Below are 20,812 nucleotides of genomic sequence, written 5' to 3' on the forward strand. Positions count from 1 at the left end.
CTGCATGCAGCACCGGTTTCAACTTCTGGAGCTTCCCCATGTCTGCACTTTTCGACGCGACCGCCCTGGTCGTACCGTTTGAAAACCTGAGAATGACCGACGTCGAGGCGGTTGGCGGCAAGAACGCCAGCCTCGGCGAAATGATCTCGCAGCTGCCCCAGGGCGTGCGGGTGCCCACCGGTTTCGCGACCACGGCCCACGCCTTCCGCCAGTTCCTGGCCCACGACGGCCTGGCCGACAAGATCAGCAAGCGCCTCGCCGCGCTGGACACCGAGGACGTGCGCGCCCTGGCCACGGCCGGCTCCGAGATCCGCGCCATGGTCGAGTCGCAGCCCTTCCCGGCCGACCTGCAGAAAGCCATCGGCGAGGCTTTTGCCACGCTGAGCGCCGGCAACCCGGAAGCCTCGTTCGCCGTGCGTTCCTCGGCCACCGCCGAAGACCTGCCCGACGCTTCGTTCGCGGGCCAGCAGGAAACCTTCCTGAACGTGGTCGGCATCGACGACGTGCTGCACAAGATGAAGGAGGTGTTCGCCTCCCTCTACAACGACCGCGCCATCAGCTACCGCGTGCACAAGGGCTTCGAGCACGACGTGGTCGCGCTCTCGGCGGGCGTGCAGCGCATGGTGCGCTCCGACCTCGGCGCCGCCGGCGTGATGTTCACCATCGACACCGAGTCGGGCTTCGACCAGGTGGTGTTCATCACCTCGAGCTACGGCCTCGGCGAAACGGTGGTGCAGGGCGCCGTGAATCCGGACGAGTTCTACGTACACAAGCCGACGCTGCGCGCCGGCAAGAAGGCTGTCATCCGCCGCAACCTCGGCTCCAAGCTGATCCAGATGGAGTTCGCGACGCCCGAAGAGAAAAAGGCGACCGGCAAGCTGGTGAAGACCACCGACGTCAAGGCCGAGCAGCGCAACCGCTACTCGCTGAGCGACGCCGACGTCGAACAACTGGCCAAGTACGCACTGGTCATCGAGGAACACTACGGCCGTCCGATGGACATCGAGTGGGGCAAGGACGGCACCGACGGCCACCTCTACATCCTGCAGGCGCGCCCCGAGACGGTGAAGAGCCAGCAGCAGGGCAAGGCCGAGCAGCGCTACAAGCTGCTGGGCAAGGGCGCAGTGCTCGCCGAAGGCCGTGCCATCGGCCAGAAGATCGGCACCGGCCCCGTGCGCCTGGTGCACAACATCAGCGAAATGGACAAGGTGCAGGCCGGCGACGTGCTCGTCACCGACATGACCGATCCGAACTGGGAACCAGTGATGAAACGCGCCGCCGCGATCGTCACCAACCGCGGCGGGCGCACCTGCCACGCGGCCATCATTGCGCGCGAACTGGGCATTCCGGCCGTGGTCGGCTGCGGCGACGCAACCGACTTGCTGAAGGACGGCACGCTGGTCACCGTGAGCTGCGCCGAGGGCGACACCGGCTTCATCTACGACGGCCTGCTCGAAACCGAAGTGACCGAAGTGCAGCGCGGCGTGATGCCCGAGATCGACATCCAACTGATGATGAACGTGGGCAACCCTCAGCTCGCCTTCGACTTCGCGCAACTGCCGAACCACGGCGTGGGCCTGGCCCGCCTCGAGTTCATCATCAACAACAACATCGGCGTGCACCCGAAGGCGATCCTGGACTATCCGAACGTCGACAACGACCTGAAGAAGGCCGTGGAGTCGGTGGCCCGCGGGCACGCTTCGCCGCGCGCCTTCTACGTCGACAAGGTGGCCGAAGGCATCGCGACCATCGCGGCGGCGTTCTGGCCGAAGAAGGTCATCGTGCGCCTGTCGGACTTCAAGTCGAACGAGTACCGCAAGCTGATCGGCGGCAGCCGCTACGAGCCGGAAGAAGAGAACCCGATGCTGGGCTTCCGCGGCGCGGCGCGCTACCTGAGCGCCGATTTCGGCGAGGCCTTCGCGATGGAGTGCGAGGCGCTCAAGCGCGTGCGCAACGACATGGGCCTGGTCAACGTGCAGATCATGGTGCCCTTCGTGCGCACCCTGGGCCAGGCCGAGCGCGTGACTTCGCTCCTGGGCGAGCACGGCCTGAAGCGCGGCGAGAACGAACTCAAGCTGATCATGATGTGCGAGGTGCCGAGCAACGCGATCCTGCCGGAAGAGTTCCTGAAGTACTTCGATGGCTTCTCGATCGGCTCGAACGACCTGACCCAGCTCACGCTGGGCCTGGACCGCGATTCGGGGCTCGAGCTGCTGGCGGCCGATTTCGACGAACGCGACCCGGCCATCAAGGCGCTCCTGAGCCGTGTCATCAAGGCCTGCAAGGACCAGGGCAAGTACGTCGGCATCTGCGGCCAGGGGCCCAGCGACCATCCGGACTTCGCGCTCTGGCTGGCGGAAGAGGGGATCGAATCGATCTCTCTCAACCCCGACAGCGTGATCGATACCTGGCAGCAACTCGCCAAGCGCTGAGCTTCGGCCCACGCCGGATTGCGGAAATCCCCATGGGGGGATTCCCGCGGGGTGTGGGTGTTTTTGAAACAAATTGCGTATTTGATGCCAGACTTCTGAGACTCACGGGCGTATCCCGGAAGGGGAAGACCATCATGATTCTTGTGAAGACGCCAGCGGGCCAGCAGGCCTTGAAGGACCGCTCGGTTCCCATGACGCCGCGCCAGCGCTCGGCGTTCATTCTTTTCGATGGCAAGCGCACGGTCGACGAGGTGCTCGCCAACGGCATGGGCATCGTCCGGGAGGACATTGACCACATGGTTGCGCTGGGGCTTCTGGAGCCGGCGGAGGGAAGCGCTCCCGCCGAGGCGGCGAAGCGGGTCGCTCCGGCCGCACCCGCGGCTGACGCCTCCGGCCGCAGCAAGCAGCAGCGCTACAAGGACGCCTATCCCATCGCCATCCAGCTTACCGGCAGCCTGGGCCTGATGGGGTTCCGGCTCAATCTGCAGGTCGAAGGCGCGACGAGCTACGAAGACCTGCTGGCGCTGGCACCCAAGATCCGTGCCGCGGTCGGCGCGGAGAAGGCCGCCGCTCTGGACAAGGCCCTCAACGACTGAGGTGCCTTGCCGGATTGTCAATTCCAGGGCTATAATCGCCGGCTTTGCCTTGCCACACTGCGCCCGACGCTGCAGGTGGCTTTTCCTCTTCCTCGGAAGAATCCACAAGGAGTGCCATGCGTCACTACGAAATCATTTTGCTGATCCACCCGGATCAGAGCGAGCAAGTTCCGGCCATGCTGGAGCGTTACAAGGGCCTGATCACGGCCGGCGGTGGCAAGGTCCATCGCGTTGAAGACTGGGGCCGCCGCCAGCTGGCTTACCAGATCAACAAGCTCAACAAGGCGCACTACCTGTGCGTCAACATCGAAGCCGAGCAAGCCGTGATGGGCGAACTGGAACACGCGTTCAAGTTCAACGATGCCGTGCTGCGTCACCTCACCGTCCAGAAGAAGAAGGCTGAAACCGGTCCTTCGTCGATGATGAAGACGGTCGAGCGCGAAGAAGCCCGCAAGGCCCAGCAGGCCGAATACGCCGCCAACAACAACTGATGGCGTGACTGCTGCCGCTCTGGCAACCGGTGTCAATCAGCTGCTGCTGACCGCCTCGGTTGCCGAACTCGGAGCCTTGCGATACACGCCCGCCGGCCTGCCCGCCATCGACCTTCGACTCGAACACGAGTCCACGCTCGATGAAGCAGGCAAACCCCGGCAGGTGAAGACGGCCCTCAAGGCCGTTGCCTTCGGCGCCATCGCCGAACGGCTCGCAAGACAGTCGATGGGAAGTCTCTGGCGTTTTCAGGGTTTTCTCGCGACACCGGGCAACGGCAAGCATCCGGTCCTGCACATCCAGGATTTTCAGCAAGATTAATTTTCGACAAGAGGTCCCCAAATGGCCACGTTCAAGAAATTCAACAAAGACAAGCGCCCGAAGCGCAACACCCAGTCGCTGCTGTTCAAGCGCAAGCGCTTCTGCCGTTTCACCGTCGCTGGCGTCGAGGAAATCGACTACAAGGACATCGACACGCTGCGTGACTTCATCAGCGAAAACGGCAAGATCATCCCCGCACGCCTGACCGGCACGCGCGCGATCTACCAGCGCCAGCTCAACACCGCCATCAAGCGCGCCCGCTTCCTGGCCATGGTCCCGTACAGCGACCAACACCGCGTCTAAGGAGCCGACACCATGCAAGTCATTCTTCTGGACAAGGTCGTCAACCTCGGCACCCTCGGCGAAATCGTCAAGGTCAAGGACGGTTACGCGCGCAATTTCCTGATTCCGTCGGGCCGCGCTCGTCGCGCCACCGCTGCCAACAAGGCCGAATTCGAAGCCAAGCGCGTCGAACTCGAAAAGGCTGCGGCCGCCAAGCTGGCTGAAATGCAAGCACAAGGCGAAAAGCTCGGCGGCACGACCGTCAAGCTGACGCAAAAGGCTGGCGTCGACGGCCGTCTGTTCGGCTCGGTCACCAACGGCGACATCGCCGAAGAACTGGGCAAGCAAGGCTACAAGGTTGCCAAGTCGCAAGTGCGCCTGCCCAACGGCCCGATCAAGGTCGTCGGCGACAGCACGGTTGCCGTTGCGCTGCACACCGACGTGGTCGTCGAGATCACCGTCACGGTCTACGGCGAAACCGCCTGATCGTTCGCGGCGCCTCGTGCGCTGCCGCAGAAGCCGCCTTCGGGCGGCTTTTCTTTTTTGTGCCTTGAGTTTTCCAGCGCGCTGCACTGGAAGATCACTGTTTATTCACAACCTTGTCCACAAGCGCAGCGCCGTGCGCGGCTTAGCATGCAGGGTTGCAAGGGAAGTCCATGTCCGCCGTTTTCTCCTACTCCGACGGTAATCCGTCGGCCGACCGCCAGATCGCCCAACTGCGCATTCCGCCTCACTCCATCGAGGCCGAATCGAGCGTGCTCGGCGGCCTGCTGCTCGACAACGGCGCCTGGGACCGCATGGGCGACCTGCTGGTCGACGACGACTTCTACCGTCATGAGCACAAGCTGATCTACGCCGCCATCGGCGGACTGATCAATGCCAGCAAGGCGGCCGACGTCATCACCGTCTTCGAGCGGTTGCAGAGCCTGGGCAAGGCCGACGATATCGGCGGACTGGTCTACCTGAACTCGCTCGCGCAATACGTGCCGAGCGCGAGCAACATCCGGCGCTATGCGGAAATCGTGCGCGAGCGCTCGATCCTGCGAAAGCTCGTCTCGGCCAGCGACGAGATCGCCACCAACGCCTTCAACCCGCAGGGCAAGCCGGTCGACAAGATCCTGGACGAAGCCGAGCAGAAGATCTTCAACATCGGCGAGGAAGGCTCGCGGATGAAGCAGGGCTTCCAGAGCATGGACGCCCTGGTGGTCGAACTGCTCGACCGTGTGACCGAGATGGCCGAGAACCCGAACGACATCACGGGCGTGCGCACCGGTTTTCACGACTTCGACAAGATGACCTCGGGCCTGCAGCCGGGCGACATGATCGTGCTGGCCGCGCGTCCTTCGATGGGCAAGACCTCGCTGGCGATCAACATCGCCGAGCATGTGGCGCTCAATGAAGGATTGCCGGTTGCCGTGTTCTCGATGGAAATGGGCGCTTCCCAGCTGGCGGTGCGTATCGTCGGCTCGATCGGCCGCATCGATCAGGGGCATCTGCGCACCGGCAAGCTCAGCGATGAAGAGTGGCCGCGCCTGACCGAAGCCATTGAAAAGCTGCGCACCGTGTCGCTGCACATCGACGAGACGCCGGGTCTCTCGACCAGCGAACTGCGCGCCAATGCGCGCCGGCTCGCGCGCCAGTACGGGCGCCTGGGGCTGATCGTGGTCGACTACCTGCAGCTCATGTCCACCAGCTCGAGCGGCGACGAGAACCGCGCGACGGCCGTGGGCGAAATCTCTCGCGGACTGAAGATGCTCGCCAAGGAACTCAAGTGCCCGGTGATCGCGCTTTCGCAGCTCAGCCGCGGCGTGGAAAGCCGCACCGACAAGCGCCCGATGATGAGCGACTTGCGCGAGTCCGGCGCCATCGAGCAGGACGCGGACATCATCATGTTCATCTACCGCGACGACTACTACGACAAGAACAGCAAGGAGCCGGGCGTGGCGGAGGTGATCATCAGCAAGCACCGGAACGGGCCCACAGGCACCGTCAAGCTGGCCTTCCTGAAGCCGATCACCAAGTTCGAGAACCTGGAAGGCTACAGCCACAGCGACCAGTACTGACGCGAGTCAAAGAGCCGAAGGACCCTGGGCCTTTGACGGCCATGTCTGCGGTTCAGGCGGCGTCGTCTCCACTTGCCGGGCCTTCACCTGGCGCAACAGATCGGCCAACGTCTTGCCCGGTTCGTCGCGAAAGCGATCGGGCAGCACCTCGACCGCGTCCATGCGGTCGACGCGGAAGCCGCGAAAGTCGTTGCGCAGCTCGCACCAGGTCGAGAGCGTCCAGACCTTTCCCCAGTAGAAGCAGCCGAGCGGCCGCACCGTGCGCTCGCTGGCATCGCCGGACACGTCGCGATAGTTGAGGTGCAGCTTCTGGCGCGCCTGCACGGCCTCCCGCAGGGCTTGCAGCCGGGCGCCCATGACGTCATCCAGCCCCAGCGCGGGTGCGTAGAGCGCCAGCGCCTCCGCCGAAACGCGTGCGGCTGGCGGCAGCACCGAGAGGATCTTGCCCAGCCCCGATTCGATGTCGCGCGCGAGCGCCGGATCGACCCAGCTCTGCGCGAGCCGCGCCGCCGCCACGAGCGCCGAGGCCTCGTCCTGCGTGAACATCAGCGGCGGCAGCTCGAAGCCCACGCCCAGCCGGTAGCCCACGCCGGCTTCGCCTTCGATCGGCACGCCCTGGTGCTGCAGGTCGGCCACGTCGCGGTACACCGTGCGCTCCGAGACCTCCAGGCGCTGCGCGAGAAACGCGGCCGTGGTGAGCCGGCGGCCGCGGATGAGCTGCACGAGCTGGAAGAGGCGGTCGGCGCGGCGCATCAGCGCGTTCCGGAGAGTTTCTTCGCGAAGCCTTCGACGAAGTAGCGCTTGCCGCGCTGCACGACCGTGTGGCCTTCGGCTTCGAGCCTGGCCATCTGCGCCTCGATGCCGCCGGGGTACTTCGGGTTGAGTTCGCCGCCGATCTTGAGGGTGCGCCAGTAAGGCGTCCCGTCCTGAGTCTTCGATTCTTCGGTGGCGTGCGCGACCATGTGCGCAAAGATCGCCGTGGTCACGGTGCAGCCGATGGTGGCGCGGTGGCGCGCAGCGATGTCCTCGCCGATGCCGAGCACGGTCGCGAGCCGGCCCTCGGGCACGCCGCGCATCGCCTCCTCGACCTCGCGAGGGGAAGGCGTGGCGATGGTGCCCTCGCCGTGGCGCTTCTGCATGGGCGGAGGGATCTCCTTGACGTTCGGCAGGTGAGGGTAGCCGGCGAGCCTGTCGCGCCAGCTCTTCTTCATGCTCATGCAACTCCGATATGGATCGCCACCTTGTCGGGCCCCTCGTAGGCTTCGAAATCGCTGCGGTAGCGGCGCGCGATTTCCGGGTGCGCCTCGAAATACTGCCAGATGCGTTGCCAGGTGGCGATCACCATCTGCGGCATCTCGCCCTGGTCGTTGAAGACAAGGTAGTCGCCGGCTTCGATCGCTACGCTGTCCGTGCCGTCCGACACCGCCACGCCGACGGTGATGTCAAAGGGGCCGTGGGCATCGGACTCGTAAGCGGAGTAGATACCGAAGATGCGCGTGTCGCTCGTGCGATGGGGCGTCGATTCATAGGTCTGCTCGCCGAAGAAGCGGCCCCACAGCGCGCCGATGCGGGCGGTGGCGGGATCGTTCTCTTCGCGATTGGTCGTGCGGGCCGTGAGGCCGGCGACACGGAAGGCGTCGTGGTGTTGGCGGGCGGGTTCCATGAATTCTTCTCCTGCGTCTGCGATGTTCTGTTCGGGTGATGCCGCTCAAAGGGCGAGCATTTTCAGGTCGGCCTTCATGGTCCGGGCGATCAGCGCCATGTCGGCGTCGGTCACGTCGAACATGCCGAAGCGGAACTTGTAGCCCCACTGCTTGGGCGTCTCGATGAAGGCGAGGCGCTCGATCAGCGGCGCGATGGGCGCCTCGTGCGAGGCCGCATAGCTCACGTCGCGGCGCCAGGGGATGAAGCCTCCGCCCATATCGAATTCGTACGGCTCACCGGGCAGCACGATGCCGATCGACACGAAGCTCTGCAGCTTGTCCGTGCCGCCGAACACCGTGGCCGGCGAATAGTAGGCCACGCGGTCGCCCGCAGCGATGCGCTTGAGCGGACCCAGCTTGCCGTGGCCGACCTGCATGAAGCCGAGCGGCCGGTGGTCGCGCCCGCGCCGCGCATGCTCGGCGCTGGCGACTGCAATCCAGTTGCGCTGTGCCATGGCGGTTCAGGCGAGGGCGTGAAGGCCGACCTCGTTGCCTTCGGTGTCGCGCAGGTGGGCGATGAAGCCCATGCCCGGCGGCAGCGCCGACTTTGGCGCCACGATCTGTCCGCCGGCCGCCTCGACGCGCGAGAGCACGGCGTCGATGCTGGGCATGCAGTCGAGGTAGATGCGGGTGCTGCTGCCCGCGCGAGCAGAGGCACTTGCGCCGGCCTGCAAGGCTCCGCCGACACCCGGAGCGTCATACGGAAAAATAGCCAACGCTTCGCCGCCGAGACTTTCACGGCGCAGCTTGCGCGCCAGCACGGTTTCGTAGAAGGCTTGGGCGCGATCCAAGTCGGCGACCGGAATCTCGAACCAGGTGATTGCGTTCTGCATGAGGAGCTCTCTTTCGTTGTGTTGGAAGGAGCCCTGATGGTGCGAGCCGCCTCCTGACAACGTCTTGTCAGGAGCCTGTCAACACGGGACGAAAAAAACCCGCGATGCCCCTGGGAGCATGCGCGGGTTCGATGGGATCGAGGAAGGCGCTTTTTAGAGCACGTCGCTCGCGAAGTCAGCCAGTCGCGAGCGTTCGCCGCGCGCCAGCGTGATGTGCCCGCCGTGCGGCCAGCCCTTGAACTTGTCGACCGCGAAGGTCAGGCCCGAGGAGCCTTCCGTGAGGTACGGCGTATCGATCTGCGCCAGGTTGCCCATGCAGATGATCTTGGTGCCCGGGCCGGCGCGGGTGATCAGCGTCTTCATCTGCTTGGGCGTCAGGTTCTGCGCCTCGTCGATGATCACGTACTTGTTCAGGAAGGTGCGCCCGCGCATGAAGTTCATGCTCTTGACCTTGATGCGGCTGCGGATCAGCTCGTTGGTGGCCGCGCGGCCCCACTCGCCGGCGCCGCCGCCATCGCCTTTGGCCAGGAACTCGAGGTTGTCGTCCAGCGCGCCCATCCAGGGGCCCATCTTTTCTTCCTCGGTGCCGGGCAGGAAGCCGATGTCCTCGCCCACGCTCACCGTGGCGCGGGTCATGATGATCTCGGTGTAGCGGCGGTCGTCCAGCACCTGCGTGAGGCCCGAGGCCAGCGCCATCAGGGTCTTGCCGGTGCCGGCGGTGCCGGTCAGCGTGACGAAGTCGATCTCGGGGTCCATCAGCAGGTTCATCGCGAAGTTCTGCTCACGGTTGCGCGTGTTCACGCCCCACACCGCGTTCTTGCCCGAGCTGTAGTCCTTGAGCGTCTTGAGCACCGCGGTCTTGTCGCGAATCTCGGTGACGCGCGCGTACATGCTCGGCTCGCCCGGCGCCTCGAAGAAGACGAACTGGTTGATGTACAGGTTGGGCACGATCGGACCGCTGATCCGGTAGAAGGTGTTGCTGCCGCTCTGCCAGCTCTCGACGGTCTTGCTCTGGCGGGTCCAGAAGTCGGGCGGGAGGGCGAGCGAACCGGCGTAGAGCAGGTCGCCGTCTTCCAGCGTCTTGTCGTTCTGGTAGTCGTCGGCGGCGAGGCCCAGAGCGCGCGCCTTGACGCGCATGTTGATGTCTTTCGACACCAGCACCACTTCCTGCTTCGGCTTGCCGGGGCGGTCCTTGGCGTATTCGTCGCGCAATGCGTGCACGACGCCCAGGATCTGGTTGTCGGCCTTGCCCTGGGGCAGGCTGATCGGCAGCGAGTAGTCGAGCGGGGCGGTCTGGAAGAACAGCCGGCCGCCAGCCTCGCGATGGCCGGTGGTGTCGAGCTTCAGGCCCTTGTCGATGTCGGCGTCCTGCGCGCCGGCCAGCGCATCGAGCGTGCGGCTGGTCTGGCGGCCGTTGCGGGCGACTTCGGTGGTGCCCTTCTTGTGACCGTCGAGCTCTTCCAGCACGATCATCGGCAGGAAGATGTCGTGCTCTTCGAAGCGGAACAGGCACATCGGATCGTGCAGCAGCACGTTCGTGTCGAGTACGAACAGCTTGGCTGGACCGGCGGACTTGCTGCGCTTGGGGCGTGCGGGGGCCTGGGGCGCGGCCGCTGCGGGAGCGTAGGTCGGGGCGGGTGTTGTGGGGACCCGGGTCTCGACCTGGATGGCGGCAGGTTGCTGCGGAGCGGGGGCGGATGCAGGCGCCGGCCGCGACTTGGCCCGGCGCGACGGACGCGAGGCTTCGCCGCCACCTGCTGCCTCGGAGCTCAGGTTGTCGAACAACTCCAGCGGCTGTGGTCCGTTCGATGTCGTTTCGTCAGCGCGCTGGTCGCCGGAGCGGCGCGACCCCCTGTGCGAGGACCGGGCGGGCGCGTCGATCGCGTCCGGCGAGAGCAATGCGGCGCGTTTCGTGGGGGCGGGAGGCAATGGCATGTGTGGAGTCGCTCGCAGGAAAGTGGAAACCAAGAAACGAAAAAGCCGCCTGAAGACCAAGGCGGCTTTGTTCGGGGGATGCGGTCGTGGAGCTCAACGGCATGAGGCCATTATGCACACCGCAGATGACGCGCCAGAGGCTCTTTGCGGCTTTTACGTACTGCGTTGGGCATTCCCCACGCAATCCATCAAAGCGGCCCCTCGTCGCGTCTTGCGGCGTCAGGCGGCCTTCTTGAGCGCCTTGACTGCCTTGAGCACGTCGTCGACGTGGCCCGGAACCTTCAGGCCGCGCCATTCGGCCTTCAGGATGCCGTCAGCGCCGATCAGGAAGGTGCTGCGTTCGATGCCCTTGACCTTCTTGCCGTACATGATCTTGTTCTTGACCACGCCGAACATGTGGCACATCTTCTCTTCGGTGTCGGCGATGAGTTCGAAGGGCAATTCGAGCTTGGCCTTGAATTCGTCGTGCGACTTCATGTTGTCACGGGAAACGCCGAAAACGGTGGCGCCGGCCTTCTCGAAATCCTTGTAGCGGTCGCGGAATTGCATCGCTTCGGTCGTGCAACCCGGGGTGTTATCTTTCGGGTAGAAATACATGACCAGCACGTGGCCGAGATGCGAGGTATTCGAGACCTTGAGGCCGCCCGTGGCGTTGGCGTCGAATTCAGGAATGGGTTTGTTGACAACGATCGCCATGAAACTTGTTTTCTCCGTTAGATTCCATGGATCAAGTTCTTCGGGGCAGACTCGATGCACGGAGGATTGGTCGTTGCTAACTTTGGGGTAGCTGGCCTGTTCGCAACCCGCTATTTTACCCCGAAAATACCCCTCTCAGTCAGCCGACGGGCTCTCGATCAGCAGGGCGGCAATCACATGCCGGCCTTCGCCGGCCAGGATGTTGTAGGTCCGGCAGGCCGCCGGGGTGTCCATGGTCTCGACGCCGGTGCGCCGCGCCATCAGGGGTTGGAGCCAGGCAGGCTGCGGAAAGCGGATGCGGGTTCCGCTGCCGAAAATGATCAATTCGGCCCCGAGCTCGGCAAGCTGCGCGAAGTGTTCCGGACCGAGTTCGTCGAAACGGGTGCAATTCCACTCGAAACGCTCCCCGCGGGAGCCGACCACCACGCTGCCCTCGACCTTTTCGTTGTTGATCGCGACCCAGCCGGGGCCGTGTGCGGTGAGGGACTGGGCGTCTGATTTGTCTGGCTGGAGCTTCATCTGGTCACTGTGAACTGTGGTCAAATTATAGGTTTTCCCCAGTGACACGAGGCCTGCAGGGGCCTTTGATCCTCGCGTAAACCCGCCCGGGAGGGCCCTTTGAAGCAGCTCAAGAAATCGGCCAAGCTGGCCAACGTTCTCTACGACATCCGCGGTCCCATCATGGACGCGGCCAAGCAGATGGAGGACGACGGCCAGAAGATCATCAAGCTCAATATCGGCAATCTCGCCGTGTTCGGCTTCGATGCGCCCGAGGAGATTCAGCAGGACATGATCCGCAACCTGCCGAATTCGGCGGGCTATTCGGACAGCAAGGGCGTCTTCGCCGCGCGCAAGGCCGTGATGCACGAGACCCAGAAGCAGGGCATTGCCGGCGTCACGCTCGATGACATCTACCTGGGGAACGGCGCCAGCGAGCTCATCGCGATGTCCACGAACGCGCTGCTCGACGACGGCGACGAGCTCCTCCTGCCAGCCCCCGACTACCCCCTGTGGACCGCCTCCACCAGCCTCTCGGGCGGCACCCCGGTGCATTACTTGTGCGACGAGGCCAATGGCTGGATGCCCAACCTGGACGACATCCGCGCCAAGATCACGCCCCGCACCAAGGGCATCGTGGTCATCAACCCGAACAACCCGACCGGCGCGCTCTATTCCGACGATCTGCTCAAGAGCATCGTGGCCATCGCCCGCGAACACGGCCTCGTGATCTTTGCCGATGAGGTCTACGACAAGGTGCTGTACGACGACGTGAAGCACACCGCCATTGCCAGCCTGTCGACCGACGTGCTCACGCTCACCTTCAATTCGCTCTCCAAGAGCTACCGCTCGTGCGGCTACCGCGCCGGCTGGGTTGTTGTCTCGGGCGACAAGCGTGCCGCACAGGACTACATCGAGGGCCTGAACATGCTCTCGAACATGCGCCTGTGCGCCAACGTGCCGGGCCAGTGGGCGATCCAGACGGCGCTGGGGGGCTACCAGAGCATCAATGACCTGGTCTGCGACGGCGGGCGTCTCCGCCGCCAGCGCGACCTGGCCTACGAACTGATCACCGCCATCCCGGGCGTGACCTGCGTCAAGCCGAGCGCCGCGCTCTACATGTTTCCGAGGCTCGACCCCGAGGTCTACCCGATCACCGACGACCGCCAGTTCTTCCTCGAACTGCTGAAGGAAACCCGCGTGATGCTGGTGCAGGGCACCGGCTTCAACTGGGCCACGCCGGACCATTTCCGCATCGTGTTCCTGCCCCACGAAGACGACCTGCGCGAGGCCATCAACCGCATTGCGAAGTTCCTCGAGCAGTACCGACTGCGCCGCAAGACGGCATCCTGAAATCTGCCGGTCACGGCGTGTGCCGTGGCCTTGCTGGCGACACCTGAAGCCTGCCTCCTCCAAATCACCAACGCCATGAGCGCGACTCTCCCAATGAAACCCATCCAAGTAGGCCTCCTCGGCGCAGGCACGGTCGGCAGCGGCACCTTCAAGGTGCTCCAGCGCAACCAGGAAGAAATCAAGCGCCGCGCCGGCCGCGGCATCGAGATCACCATGGTGGCCGACCTGGACACCGCCCGCGCCCGCGAAGTGGCCGGCGAAGGCGTCAAGGTGGTGGCCGATGCGCGCGAGATCATCGCCAACCCCGACATCGACATCGTCATCGAGCTGATCGGCGGCTACGGCGTCGCGAAGCAACTGGTGCTCGAAGCGATTGCGGCCGGCAAGCACGTGGTCACCGCCAACAAGGCGCTGCTCGCGGTGCACGGCACCGAGATCTTCGCGGCTGCGCACGCCAAGGGCGTGATGGTGGCTTTCGAAGCGGCCGTCGCCGGCGGCATCCCGATCATCAAGGCGCTGCGCGAAGGCCTCACAGCCAACAGCATCCAGTGGCTGGCCGGCATCATCAACGGCACCACGAACTTCATCCTCTCCGAGATGCGCGACAAGGGCCTGGACTTCGCCACCGTGCTGAAGGAAGCCCAGCGCCTCGGCTACGCCGAAGCCGACCCGACCTTCGATATCGAAGGCGTCGACGCCGGCCACAAGGTCACGCTGATGAGCGCCATCGCGTTCGGCATCCCGGTGCAGTTCGACAAGGCGCACATCGAGGGCATCACCAAGCTCGCCGCGCAGGACATCAAGTACGCCGAGCAACTCGGCTACCGCATCAAGCTCCTGGGCATCACCAAGCGCACGGCCAAGGGCATCGAGCTGCGCGTGCACCCGTCGCTGGTGCCATCGAAGCGCCTGCTGGCGAACGTCGAAGGCGCGATGAACGCGGTGGTCGTGCACGGAGACGCCGTCGGCACCACGCTCTACTACGGCAAGGGCGCCGGCAGCGAGCCGACCGCGAGCGCCGTGATCGCCGACCTGGTCGACATCACCCGCCTGCACACCGCCGATGCCGCGCACCGCGTGCCGCACCTGGCCTTCCATCCCGACGCGATGAGCGACCTCAAGGTGCTGCCGATGGCCGAGGTCGTCACCAGCTACTACCTGCGCCTGCGCGTGGCCGACCAGGCCGGCGTGCTCGCCAAGGTGACGGGCCTCCTGGCCACCGCCGGCATCAGCATCGACGCCGTGCTGCAGCGCGAAGCCGACGAAGTGGGCGGCGAGGGCTCCACGCAGACCGACCTCATCATCCTCACGCACGATGCGCGCGAAGGCACCGTCGACGATGTGCTGGCCGAGCTGCAGGCGCTGCCTACCGTGCTCGAACCCATCGTGCGCATTCGCAAGGAAGAGTTGAAGTGAACTACCTGAGCACCCGCGGTCACCCCGACCGCAAGCGTTTCTGCGAAATCCTCCTCGAAGGCCTCGCGCCCGATGGCGGCCTGTACCTGCCGGAAACCTACCCGCAGGTCGATGCCGCCATGCTCGCCAAATGGCGCGAGCTGCCGTATGCCGAGCTGGCCTTCGAGATCCTCTCGCTCTACATCGACGACATTCCCGCGGCCGACCTGAAGGCCATCTGCGCCAAGACCTACACCGCCGAGGTGTTCGGCACCGACGAGATCGTGCCGCTGCGCGAGCTCGAGGACGGCGTGTACATCGAAGCCCTGTCCAACGGCCCTACGCTGGCCTTCAAGGACATGGCGATGCAGCTCCTGGGCAACCTGTTCGAGTACGAACTGGCCCGCCGCGGCGCCGAGCTCAACATCCTGGGCGCCACCAGCGGCGACACAGGCAGCGCGGCCGAGTACGCGATGCGCGGCAAGAAGGGCGTGCGCGTCTTCATGACCTCGCCGGACGGCCGCATGAGCCCGTTCCAGCAGGCGCAGATGTTCAGCCTGCAGGACGAGAACATCCACAACATCGCCATCACCGGCGTGTTCGACGACTGCCAGGACATCGTGAAGGCGGTGTCCAACGACCTGGGCTTCAAGCGCAAGTACCGCATCGGCACGGTCAACTCGATCAACTGGGCGCGGCTGCTCGCGCAGGTCGTCTACTACTTCGCCGGCTATTTCCAGGCCACGGCCAGCAACGACAAGCCGGTGAGCTTCACCGTGCCCTCGGGCAACTTCGGCAACGTCTGCGCGGGCCACGTGGCCCGCATGATGGGCCTGCCGATCCAGACGCTGGTGGTCGCCACCAACGAGAACGACGTGCTCGACGAGTTCTTCCGCACCGGCATCTACCGCGTGCGCGGCGCGGCCGACACGCACGAGACCTCCAGCCCGTCGATGGACATCAGCAAGGCCAGCAACTTCGAGCGCTTCGTGTTCGACCTGGTGGGCCGCGATGCCGGCAAGCTGCGCAAGCTCTTCGTCGAAGACCTGGGCCTGGAAGGCCGCTTCGATCTGAGCGCCGATGCGGCGTTCAAGGACGCGGCCGGGCGCTTCGGTTTCGTGAGCAGCCGCAGCACGCACGCCGACCGCCTGGCCACCATCCGCGACACCGAGAAGCGCTTTGCCACATTGGTTGATCCGCACACAGCCGACGGTCTTAAAGCCGCACGCGAATTCCTCGCGCCGGGCGTGCCGATGGTGGTGCTCGAAACGGCGCTGCCGATCAAGTTCGCCGCGACGATCGTCGAAGCGCTGGGCCACGAACCCGACCGGCCTGCAAAGTTCGAGGGCATCGAGGCGCTGCCCAAGCGCGTGGTCAAGCTGCCGGCGGACGCCGAAGCCGTGAAGGCCTACATCGCACAAAACTGTGACTGATCGCAGCGAGGAACCGGCATGAAAGTCGTCGGCTTCGCCGGCTACTCGGGCGCGGGCAAGACCACGCTGGTCGAAAAGCTGATCCCCGTGCTCAAGCGGCTCGGCCAGCGCGTCTCGGTGGTCAAGCATGCGCATCACAAGTTCGACATCGACCATCCCGGCAAGGACACCTACCGCCACCGCGAGGCGGGCGCCTTCGAGGTGGTCGTGGCCTCCGACAAGCGCCTGGCGGTGATGCGCGAATTCGAAACGCCGGTCGAGCTCAGCGTGCACCAGTTGCTGGCCGAGTTGCACCCGGCCGCCGACTGGGTGCTGGTCGAGGGTTTTCGCCACAGCAACGTGCACAAGATCGAGGTCTGGCGCGTGCCCGAGGCGGGCGAGACGCTGCGGCCGGTGCTCTATCCGGACGATCCGTTCGTCACCGCCATCGCGACCGATGCGCCGGGCAGCTTGCCGGAGCCCACGGCCCGGCCGCTGTTCGACCTCAACGACGCCGAGGCCATCGCGCAGTGGCTCATCGCCAATGGCGAGCGCTTCGAGTACAACCCGGAACAACATGGCTGACACACCTCCCGTTCCGTTCTCCGCGTCCAACGCGCGGCCTCCGTTGATGCCGTTGGACGAGGCCATCGCGCAGTTGCTGGCCAAGGCCGCACCGAAGCTTCCCGACGAGAGCGTCGTCACCTTCGACGCCGACGGCCGCGTGCTCGCGCAGGATCTCGTCTCGGGCCTCACCGTGCCGCCGCGCGACAACAGCGCAATGGACGGTTATGCGGTACGTGCGGCCGATTGCGTCGCGCCCGGTGCCGTGCTCCAGGTGACGCAGCGCATTCCCGCCGGCATCGTCGGCACGCCGCTCGCGGCCGGCACCGCGGCGCGCATCTTCACCGGCGCGCAGATTCCCGAGGGCGCCGACGCCGTCGTGATGCAGGAAGACACGACCGCCACGCCGCAGGAAGGCAGCCTGGGTTCCGTGCGCATCGCGATCGTTCCCGCGGCCGGCCAATGGGTCCGCCGTGCGGGCGAGGACGTGGCCTCCGGCGACGTCGTGCTGAAGAAGGGCGAACGCCTCACGCCCGCTGCGCTCGGCCTCGCGGCCAGCGTCGGCTTCCACAAACTGCAGGTGGCGCGCAAGCCGCGCGTGGCGATGCTTTCCACCGGCGACGAGCTGGTGATGCCAGGCGAGGTCGCGCCCGATGCGATGAAGCCCGGCGCGATCTACAACTCCAACCGCTTCTTCATGCGCGCCTTGCTGCACCGGCTGGGGTGCGAGGTGAACGACCTGGGCATCGTGCCCGACAACCGCGAGACCACCATCGCGGCACTGCGCGACGCGGCCGAGGCGAGCGACCTGATCATCACCACCGGCGGCGTCTCCGTCGGTGAGGAAGACCACATCCGCGCCGCGCTGCAGACGCTCGGCGAGTTGCAGCTGTGGTCGCTGTCGATGAAGCCCGGCAAGCCTTTCGCCTATGGGTCCATCGCGCGCAGCAGCGGGCAGGGCGTGTGCCATGTCACGGGGCTGCCCGGCAATCCGGTGTCGAGCTTTCTCACCTTCCTGATGCTCGTGCGCCCGTTCCTGCTGACGCTGCAGGGCGCCGAGCGCGTGATGCCCGAGGCCGTGCAGATGCGCGCCGATTTCGACTGGCTCCGCGCCGACAAGCGCCGCGAGTTCCTGCGCGCACGGCGCAACGCCGCGGGCGGGCTCGACCTGTTCGCCAACCAGAGTTCGGGCGTGCTGACCTCGATGGTCTGGGGCGACGGCCTCGTCGACAACCCCTCGGGCCAGACGATCAAGTCGGGCGACACCGTGAACTTCATTCCCTTCGCCTCGCTGCTCGCCTGACATTCCCATGAAGGTCCAGATCCGTTATTTCGCCTCGGTGCGCGAGGCGCTCTCCAGCAGCAACGAAACCGTCGACACCCGCGCCGCAACGCTCGCCGCGCTGCGCGACGAACTCATCGCACGCGGCGGCGCGCACGCCACCGCCCTTGCGCGCGGCAAGGCGGTGCGCATGGCGCTCGACCAGGTCATGAGCGACGAAGCCGCAGCCCTGCACGAAGGCTGCGAGGTCGCGTTCTTCCCGCCGGTTACGGGCGGCTGAGCCGCGCGTCCAGCGCCACGAGGCGCTCGCGAAGACCGTCGGAGGCGCGCGTCATCGGCGAACGCAGTTCGTCGCGCAGCGCACCGGCATGAGCGAGCAATGCCTTCACTGGGCCGGGGTTCGATTCGGCGAACAGCATCTCGATCAGCGGCTGCAACGGCTGCCACTCGGCGCGCGCTTCGGCCACGCGGTTGTCGGCCAGGAGGCGCAGCACCTGGACGAAGCGCTTGGTCTGCACATGCCCGCTCGCCGCGATGGCGCCCACGCCGCCTTCGGCGACCGTCGAGAAGATCTGGTGGTCTTCGCCCGACAGCACCTGCAGCCGGCCATCGGCGATCAGCGCGCGCGTCTTGGCCATGTCGCCGCCGCAGTCCTTGATGCCCTGGATGCGCGGATGTGCGGCCAGCGCGAGCAGCGTCTCGCGCGAGAGGGTGGCGCCTGTGCGGTACGGAATGTCGTAGATCAGCACCGGCACCGCGCTCGCATCGGCAATCGCGCGGAACCATTCGAGCAACCCGGCCTGCGATGGTCGGATGTAGTGCGGCGCGGGCACCAGCAGGCCCGCCAGGGGCCGTTCCGAGAGCTTGCGCACCCAGGCAGTGGTCTTGCCCAGGTGGTAGCCCGAGAGGCCCATGACGACCGGCAGGCCACCGGCGGCGGCTTGCACGGTATCGAGCGAAGCCAGTTGCTCCGCCTCGTCGAGCGCGGCGGCTTCGCCGGTCGAGCCGCAGACCACGAAGCCGGCCACGCCGTCGGCGGCGAGGCGCCGGGTCAGCGCGGCGAGCGCAGGGTGGTCGACTGCGCCGTCGCGGAACGGCGTGACGAGCGGAATCCAGAGACCCGAAAAAACAGGGACGGGGGCGGTGGTTTGTTGTTGTGGCACGCAGGCTTCCTTTCAGGAATCAACCGATGGAAAGAACCACCATCCGATGCGCGCACAACCATGCTGGGGTCAAAGCCTCTGGGCAGGTTCCGTCGCTCATCCGACGACGGAACCGCAGCTCCGGTCAGACGAGCTTTGGTTTTTTGGCTTTGCTGCCCTGGCGCGCGCAACGGCTCTCGGGGTGCGAAGGCACCGTGGAGAGCGTGGCGAGGCAAGGCATGAACGCAGTCTATCTCGATGACACAATCCGGACATGAGCGTTGCGCGTGTTTCGATCCAGACGAATGATTTCGACTTGAGCCAGGAGCTGGCCGCGTTGCGCGCGGGCGACAAGCGCGTGGGCGCCGTCTGCAGCTTCATCGGCACCGTGAGAGACCGCAACGACGGCAGCACCGTCGCCTCGATGGAGCTGGAGCACTACCCGGGCATGACCGAGAAAGCCATCGAGGCCATGATCGACGAGGCGCACAAGCGCTTCGACATCCTGGGCGCCCGCGTGATCCACCGCGTCGGCCTCCTGCAGCCGCTCGACCAGATCATGATGGTGGCGGTGATCTCGGCCCACCGCGGCCAGAGCTTCGAGGCCTGCGAGTTCCTGATGGATTACCTGAAGACCCAGGCCCCGTTCTGGAAAAAAGAACAGACGCCCGAAGGCGCCCGCTGGGTCGATGCGCGCGTCAGCGACGACGCGGCGTTGGCGCGCTGGGGCATCTCTGCCCCGAACGCTTGAAGCAGTTCAAAGCGGCTTGAACCCGCTGGCCTGGATGATCCGTTCCCACGTCTGCGTGTACGAGCGCACGCGGCCTGCGAACTGGCCCTGTGGCTCGTAGCCGACTGTCAGGCCCATCGTCGTGAGCTTCTGCTTCACGTCGGGCATCGCCAGCACCTTCTGCAGCGCATCGCCGTACTTGTCGATGATCGGCTGCGGCGTGCCCACCGGCGCGAAGATGCCGTAGTAGGGCAGGTCTTCCAGGTTCGAGAAACCCAGCTCGGTGAAGGTCGGCACGTTCGGAATCACCGCCTGGCGCTTGGCGCCGATGGAGGCCACGATGCGCACCTTGCCCGCCTTGTGGTTCTCGATGAAGTCCGGCACCGAGGCGATGCCCGCGGTGATCTGGTTGCCCAGCATGTCGGCCACCATCGGCGCGCTGCCGCGGTAGGGCGCGGGCTGCACGTCGATCTTGTACTTGTCCGAGATCATCTTCACCAGGAATTCGGGGATCGAGGCCGGCGCCGGGATGCCGATCGTTTCCTTGCCGCCCTTCTGCGTGCGGACCCACTTGATGTAGTCGTCGATGCTCTGGGCCGGCGTGCCGCCCGAGACGGCCAGCACGTTGGCGAAGGTGGCGAAGCCGGCCACGGGCACGAAATCGGTGGCGGGATTGAAGCCCGGGTTCTTCACCACCTGCGGCAGGATCGAGATCGTGTGGTCGTGCGAGAGGAACAGCGTGTGCCCGTCGGCGGGCGACGACTTCAGCACGGTCGCGGCGATCTGGCCGCCCGCGCCGCCGCGGTTCTCGACCACCACCGGCACGCCCAGCACGTCCTTGAGCTTTTCACCCAATGTGCGCGCAATGGCGTCGGTGCCGGCACCGGCGGGGAAGCCGACCAGGATGCGGACCGGCGTGCCGCTCTGGGCCTGCGCCAGTCCGGTCATGCCCATGGCGGCCGCGAAAAGTCCCACGCTGAGTGCGCGGCGCACCGGCTGGACGCGCTGCATTGAAAAAACCATGATCGACTCCATTCGAGAGAGAGAAATGCCTACGGCAGAAAGGTGCGGGGCACCGTGCAATAC

24 protein-coding genes are annotated in these 20,812 nt (G+C 65.6%); 14 read left to right on the forward strand and 10 right to left on the reverse strand.

The genetic code is table 11. From position 1 onward, the window contains the following. Window positions 1–38 precede the first annotated feature (38 nt). From ppsA to dnaB, 7 genes are all read left to right on the forward strand, one after another. Window positions 39–2,432: a phosphoenolpyruvate synthase gene (gene ppsA / locus QF040_RS01270; protein ID WP_429609415.1), complete on the forward strand. Its 2,394-nt coding sequence runs from the start codon at window positions 39–41 to the stop codon at window positions 2,430–2,432. 134 nt (window positions 2,433–2,566) lie between these two features. Further along, window positions 2,567–3,028 (forward strand): hypothetical protein, encoded by a 462-nt coding sequence (locus QF040_RS01275; RefSeq protein WP_429609417.1) that lies wholly within the window; start codon window positions 2,567–2,569, stop codon window positions 3,026–3,028. Window positions 3,029–3,144: 116 nt separating this feature from the next. After that, window positions 3,145–3,519 (forward strand): 30S ribosomal protein S6, encoded by a 375-nt coding sequence (rpsF, locus tag QF040_RS01280; RefSeq protein WP_007830775.1) that lies wholly within the window; start codon window positions 3,145–3,147, stop codon window positions 3,517–3,519. Between the two features lie 4 nt (window positions 3,520–3,523). Continuing rightward, window positions 3,524–3,838, forward strand: coding sequence for a primosomal replication protein N (priB, locus tag QF040_RS01285; RefSeq protein WP_013540524.1), 315 nt, complete (start codon window positions 3,524–3,526; stop codon window positions 3,836–3,838). Between the two features lie 21 nt (window positions 3,839–3,859). Then, the gene (gene rpsR / locus QF040_RS01290) at window positions 3,860–4,141 is read left to right on the forward strand and encodes a 30S ribosomal protein S18 (RefSeq protein WP_007830781.1); all 282 of its coding nucleotides are present in this window, start codon (window positions 3,860–3,862) and stop codon (window positions 4,139–4,141) included. A gap of 12 nt (window positions 4,142–4,153) precedes the next feature. Next, the gene (gene rplI / locus QF040_RS01295) at window positions 4,154–4,606 is read left to right on the forward strand and encodes a 50S ribosomal protein L9 (protein WP_013540525.1); all 453 of its coding nucleotides are present in this window, start codon (window positions 4,154–4,156) and stop codon (window positions 4,604–4,606) included. A 170-nt stretch (window positions 4,607–4,776) separates the two neighbouring features. After that, on the forward strand, window positions 4,777–6,183 hold the full coding sequence (gene dnaB / locus QF040_RS01300) for a replicative DNA helicase (RefSeq protein ID WP_429609420.1): 1,407 nt from the start codon (window positions 4,777–4,779) through the stop codon (window positions 6,181–6,183). Between the two features lie 6 nt (window positions 6,184–6,189). Here the strand turns inward: dnaB and QF040_RS01305 are convergent, their stop codons facing one another. The 8 genes from QF040_RS01305 to QF040_RS01340 form a co-directional block, all read right to left on the reverse strand. Then, complete coding sequence (locus QF040_RS01305) at window positions 6,190–6,936, reverse strand: helix-turn-helix transcriptional regulator (RefSeq protein WP_429609421.1); 747 nt, start codon at window positions 6,934–6,936, stop codon at window positions 6,190–6,192. Beyond that, the gene (locus QF040_RS01310; RefSeq protein ID WP_429609423.1) at window positions 6,936–7,400 is read right to left on the reverse strand and encodes a 6-O-methylguanine DNA methyltransferase; all 465 of its coding nucleotides are present in this window, start codon (window positions 7,398–7,400) and stop codon (window positions 6,936–6,938) included. The genes QF040_RS01305 and QF040_RS01310 overlap by 1 nt, the downstream gene beginning before the upstream one ends. Beyond that, complete coding sequence (locus tag QF040_RS01315) at window positions 7,397–7,846, reverse strand: GyrI-like domain-containing protein (protein WP_429609425.1); 450 nt, start codon at window positions 7,844–7,846, stop codon at window positions 7,397–7,399. Before QF040_RS01315 ends, QF040_RS01310 begins: the two co-directional genes overlap by 4 nt. Before the next feature lie 45 nt (window positions 7,847–7,891). Next, a complete protein-coding gene (locus QF040_RS01320) occupies window positions 7,892–8,341 on the reverse strand; it encodes an EVE domain-containing protein (RefSeq protein WP_429609427.1) in 450 nt (149 codons plus the stop codon). Between the two features lie 6 nt (window positions 8,342–8,347). Further along, complete coding sequence (locus tag QF040_RS01325) at window positions 8,348–8,719, reverse strand: VOC family protein (protein ID WP_429609429.1); 372 nt, start codon at window positions 8,717–8,719, stop codon at window positions 8,348–8,350. 153 nt (window positions 8,720–8,872) lie between these two features. Further along, entirely contained in the window at window positions 8,873–10,654 is a 1,782-nt protein-coding gene (locus QF040_RS01330) for a PhoH family protein (RefSeq protein ID WP_429609431.1), read from the reverse strand. Window positions 10,655–10,873: 219 nt separating this feature from the next. After that, the gene (locus QF040_RS01335; RefSeq protein WP_007830801.1) at window positions 10,874–11,350 is read right to left on the reverse strand and encodes a peroxiredoxin; all 477 of its coding nucleotides are present in this window, start codon (window positions 11,348–11,350) and stop codon (window positions 10,874–10,876) included. Window positions 11,351–11,485: 135 nt separating this feature from the next. Then, window positions 11,486–11,869: an Mth938-like domain-containing protein gene (locus QF040_RS01340; protein ID WP_013540533.1), complete on the reverse strand. Its 384-nt coding sequence runs from the start codon at window positions 11,867–11,869 to the stop codon at window positions 11,486–11,488. Between the two features lie 99 nt (window positions 11,870–11,968). On the opposite strand from QF040_RS01340, the gene QF040_RS01345 reads away from it, so the two are divergent. The 6 genes from QF040_RS01345 (at window position 11,969) to QF040_RS01370 (ending at window position 18,134) form a co-directional block, all read left to right on the forward strand. After that, window positions 11,969–13,201: a pyridoxal phosphate-dependent aminotransferase gene (locus tag QF040_RS01345; RefSeq protein WP_429609433.1), complete on the forward strand. Its 1,233-nt coding sequence runs from the start codon at window positions 11,969–11,971 to the stop codon at window positions 13,199–13,201. A gap of 93 nt (window positions 13,202–13,294) precedes the next feature. Further along, window positions 13,295–14,617, forward strand: a complete 1,323-nt coding sequence (locus QF040_RS01350; RefSeq protein ID WP_429609435.1) for a homoserine dehydrogenase — start codon at window positions 13,295–13,297, stop codon at window positions 14,615–14,617. Beyond that, the gene (thrC, locus tag QF040_RS01355; protein ID WP_429609437.1) at window positions 14,614–16,029 is read left to right on the forward strand and encodes a threonine synthase; all 1,416 of its coding nucleotides are present in this window, start codon (window positions 14,614–14,616) and stop codon (window positions 16,027–16,029) included. The genes QF040_RS01350 and thrC overlap by 4 nt, the downstream gene beginning before the upstream one ends. 18 nt (window positions 16,030–16,047) lie before the next feature. Next, window positions 16,048–16,593, forward strand: coding sequence for a molybdopterin-guanine dinucleotide biosynthesis protein B (mobB, locus tag QF040_RS01360; protein ID WP_429609439.1), 546 nt, complete (start codon window positions 16,048–16,050; stop codon window positions 16,591–16,593). Then, window positions 16,586–17,875, forward strand: a complete 1,290-nt coding sequence (locus tag QF040_RS01365) for a molybdopterin molybdotransferase MoeA (protein ID WP_429609441.1) — start codon at window positions 16,586–16,588, stop codon at window positions 17,873–17,875. The genes mobB and QF040_RS01365 overlap by 8 nt, the downstream gene beginning before the upstream one ends. Before the next feature lie 7 nt (window positions 17,876–17,882). Then, window positions 17,883–18,134, forward strand: coding sequence for a MoaD/ThiS family protein (locus QF040_RS01370; RefSeq protein WP_429609443.1), 252 nt, complete (start codon window positions 17,883–17,885; stop codon window positions 18,132–18,134). On the opposite strand, the gene dapA is transcribed toward QF040_RS01370, so the two are convergent. Further along, entirely contained in the window at window positions 18,121–19,017 is an 897-nt protein-coding gene (gene dapA, locus QF040_RS01375; RefSeq protein ID WP_429609445.1) for a 4-hydroxy-tetrahydrodipicolinate synthase, read from the reverse strand. The genes QF040_RS01370 and dapA overlap by 14 nt on opposite strands. A gap of 253 nt (window positions 19,018–19,270) precedes the next feature. On the opposite strand from dapA, the gene QF040_RS01380 reads away from it, so the two are divergent. Then, a complete protein-coding gene (locus tag QF040_RS01380; RefSeq protein WP_429609446.1) occupies window positions 19,271–19,747 on the forward strand; it encodes a molybdenum cofactor biosynthesis protein MoaE in 477 nt (158 codons plus the stop codon). 6 nt (window positions 19,748–19,753) lie between these two features. Here the strand turns inward: QF040_RS01380 and QF040_RS01385 are convergent, their stop codons facing one another. Further along, a complete protein-coding gene (locus QF040_RS01385) occupies window positions 19,754–20,749 on the reverse strand; it encodes a Bug family tripartite tricarboxylate transporter substrate binding protein (RefSeq protein ID WP_429609448.1) in 996 nt (331 codons plus the stop codon). Window positions 20,750–20,812 lie beyond the last annotated feature (63 nt).

It is taken from the genome of Variovorax sp. W2I14, from assembly GCF_050435205.1.
In the GTDB taxonomy this organism is placed as follows: Bacteria; Pseudomonadota; Gammaproteobacteria; order Burkholderiales; family Burkholderiaceae_C; genus Variovorax; species Variovorax paradoxus_C.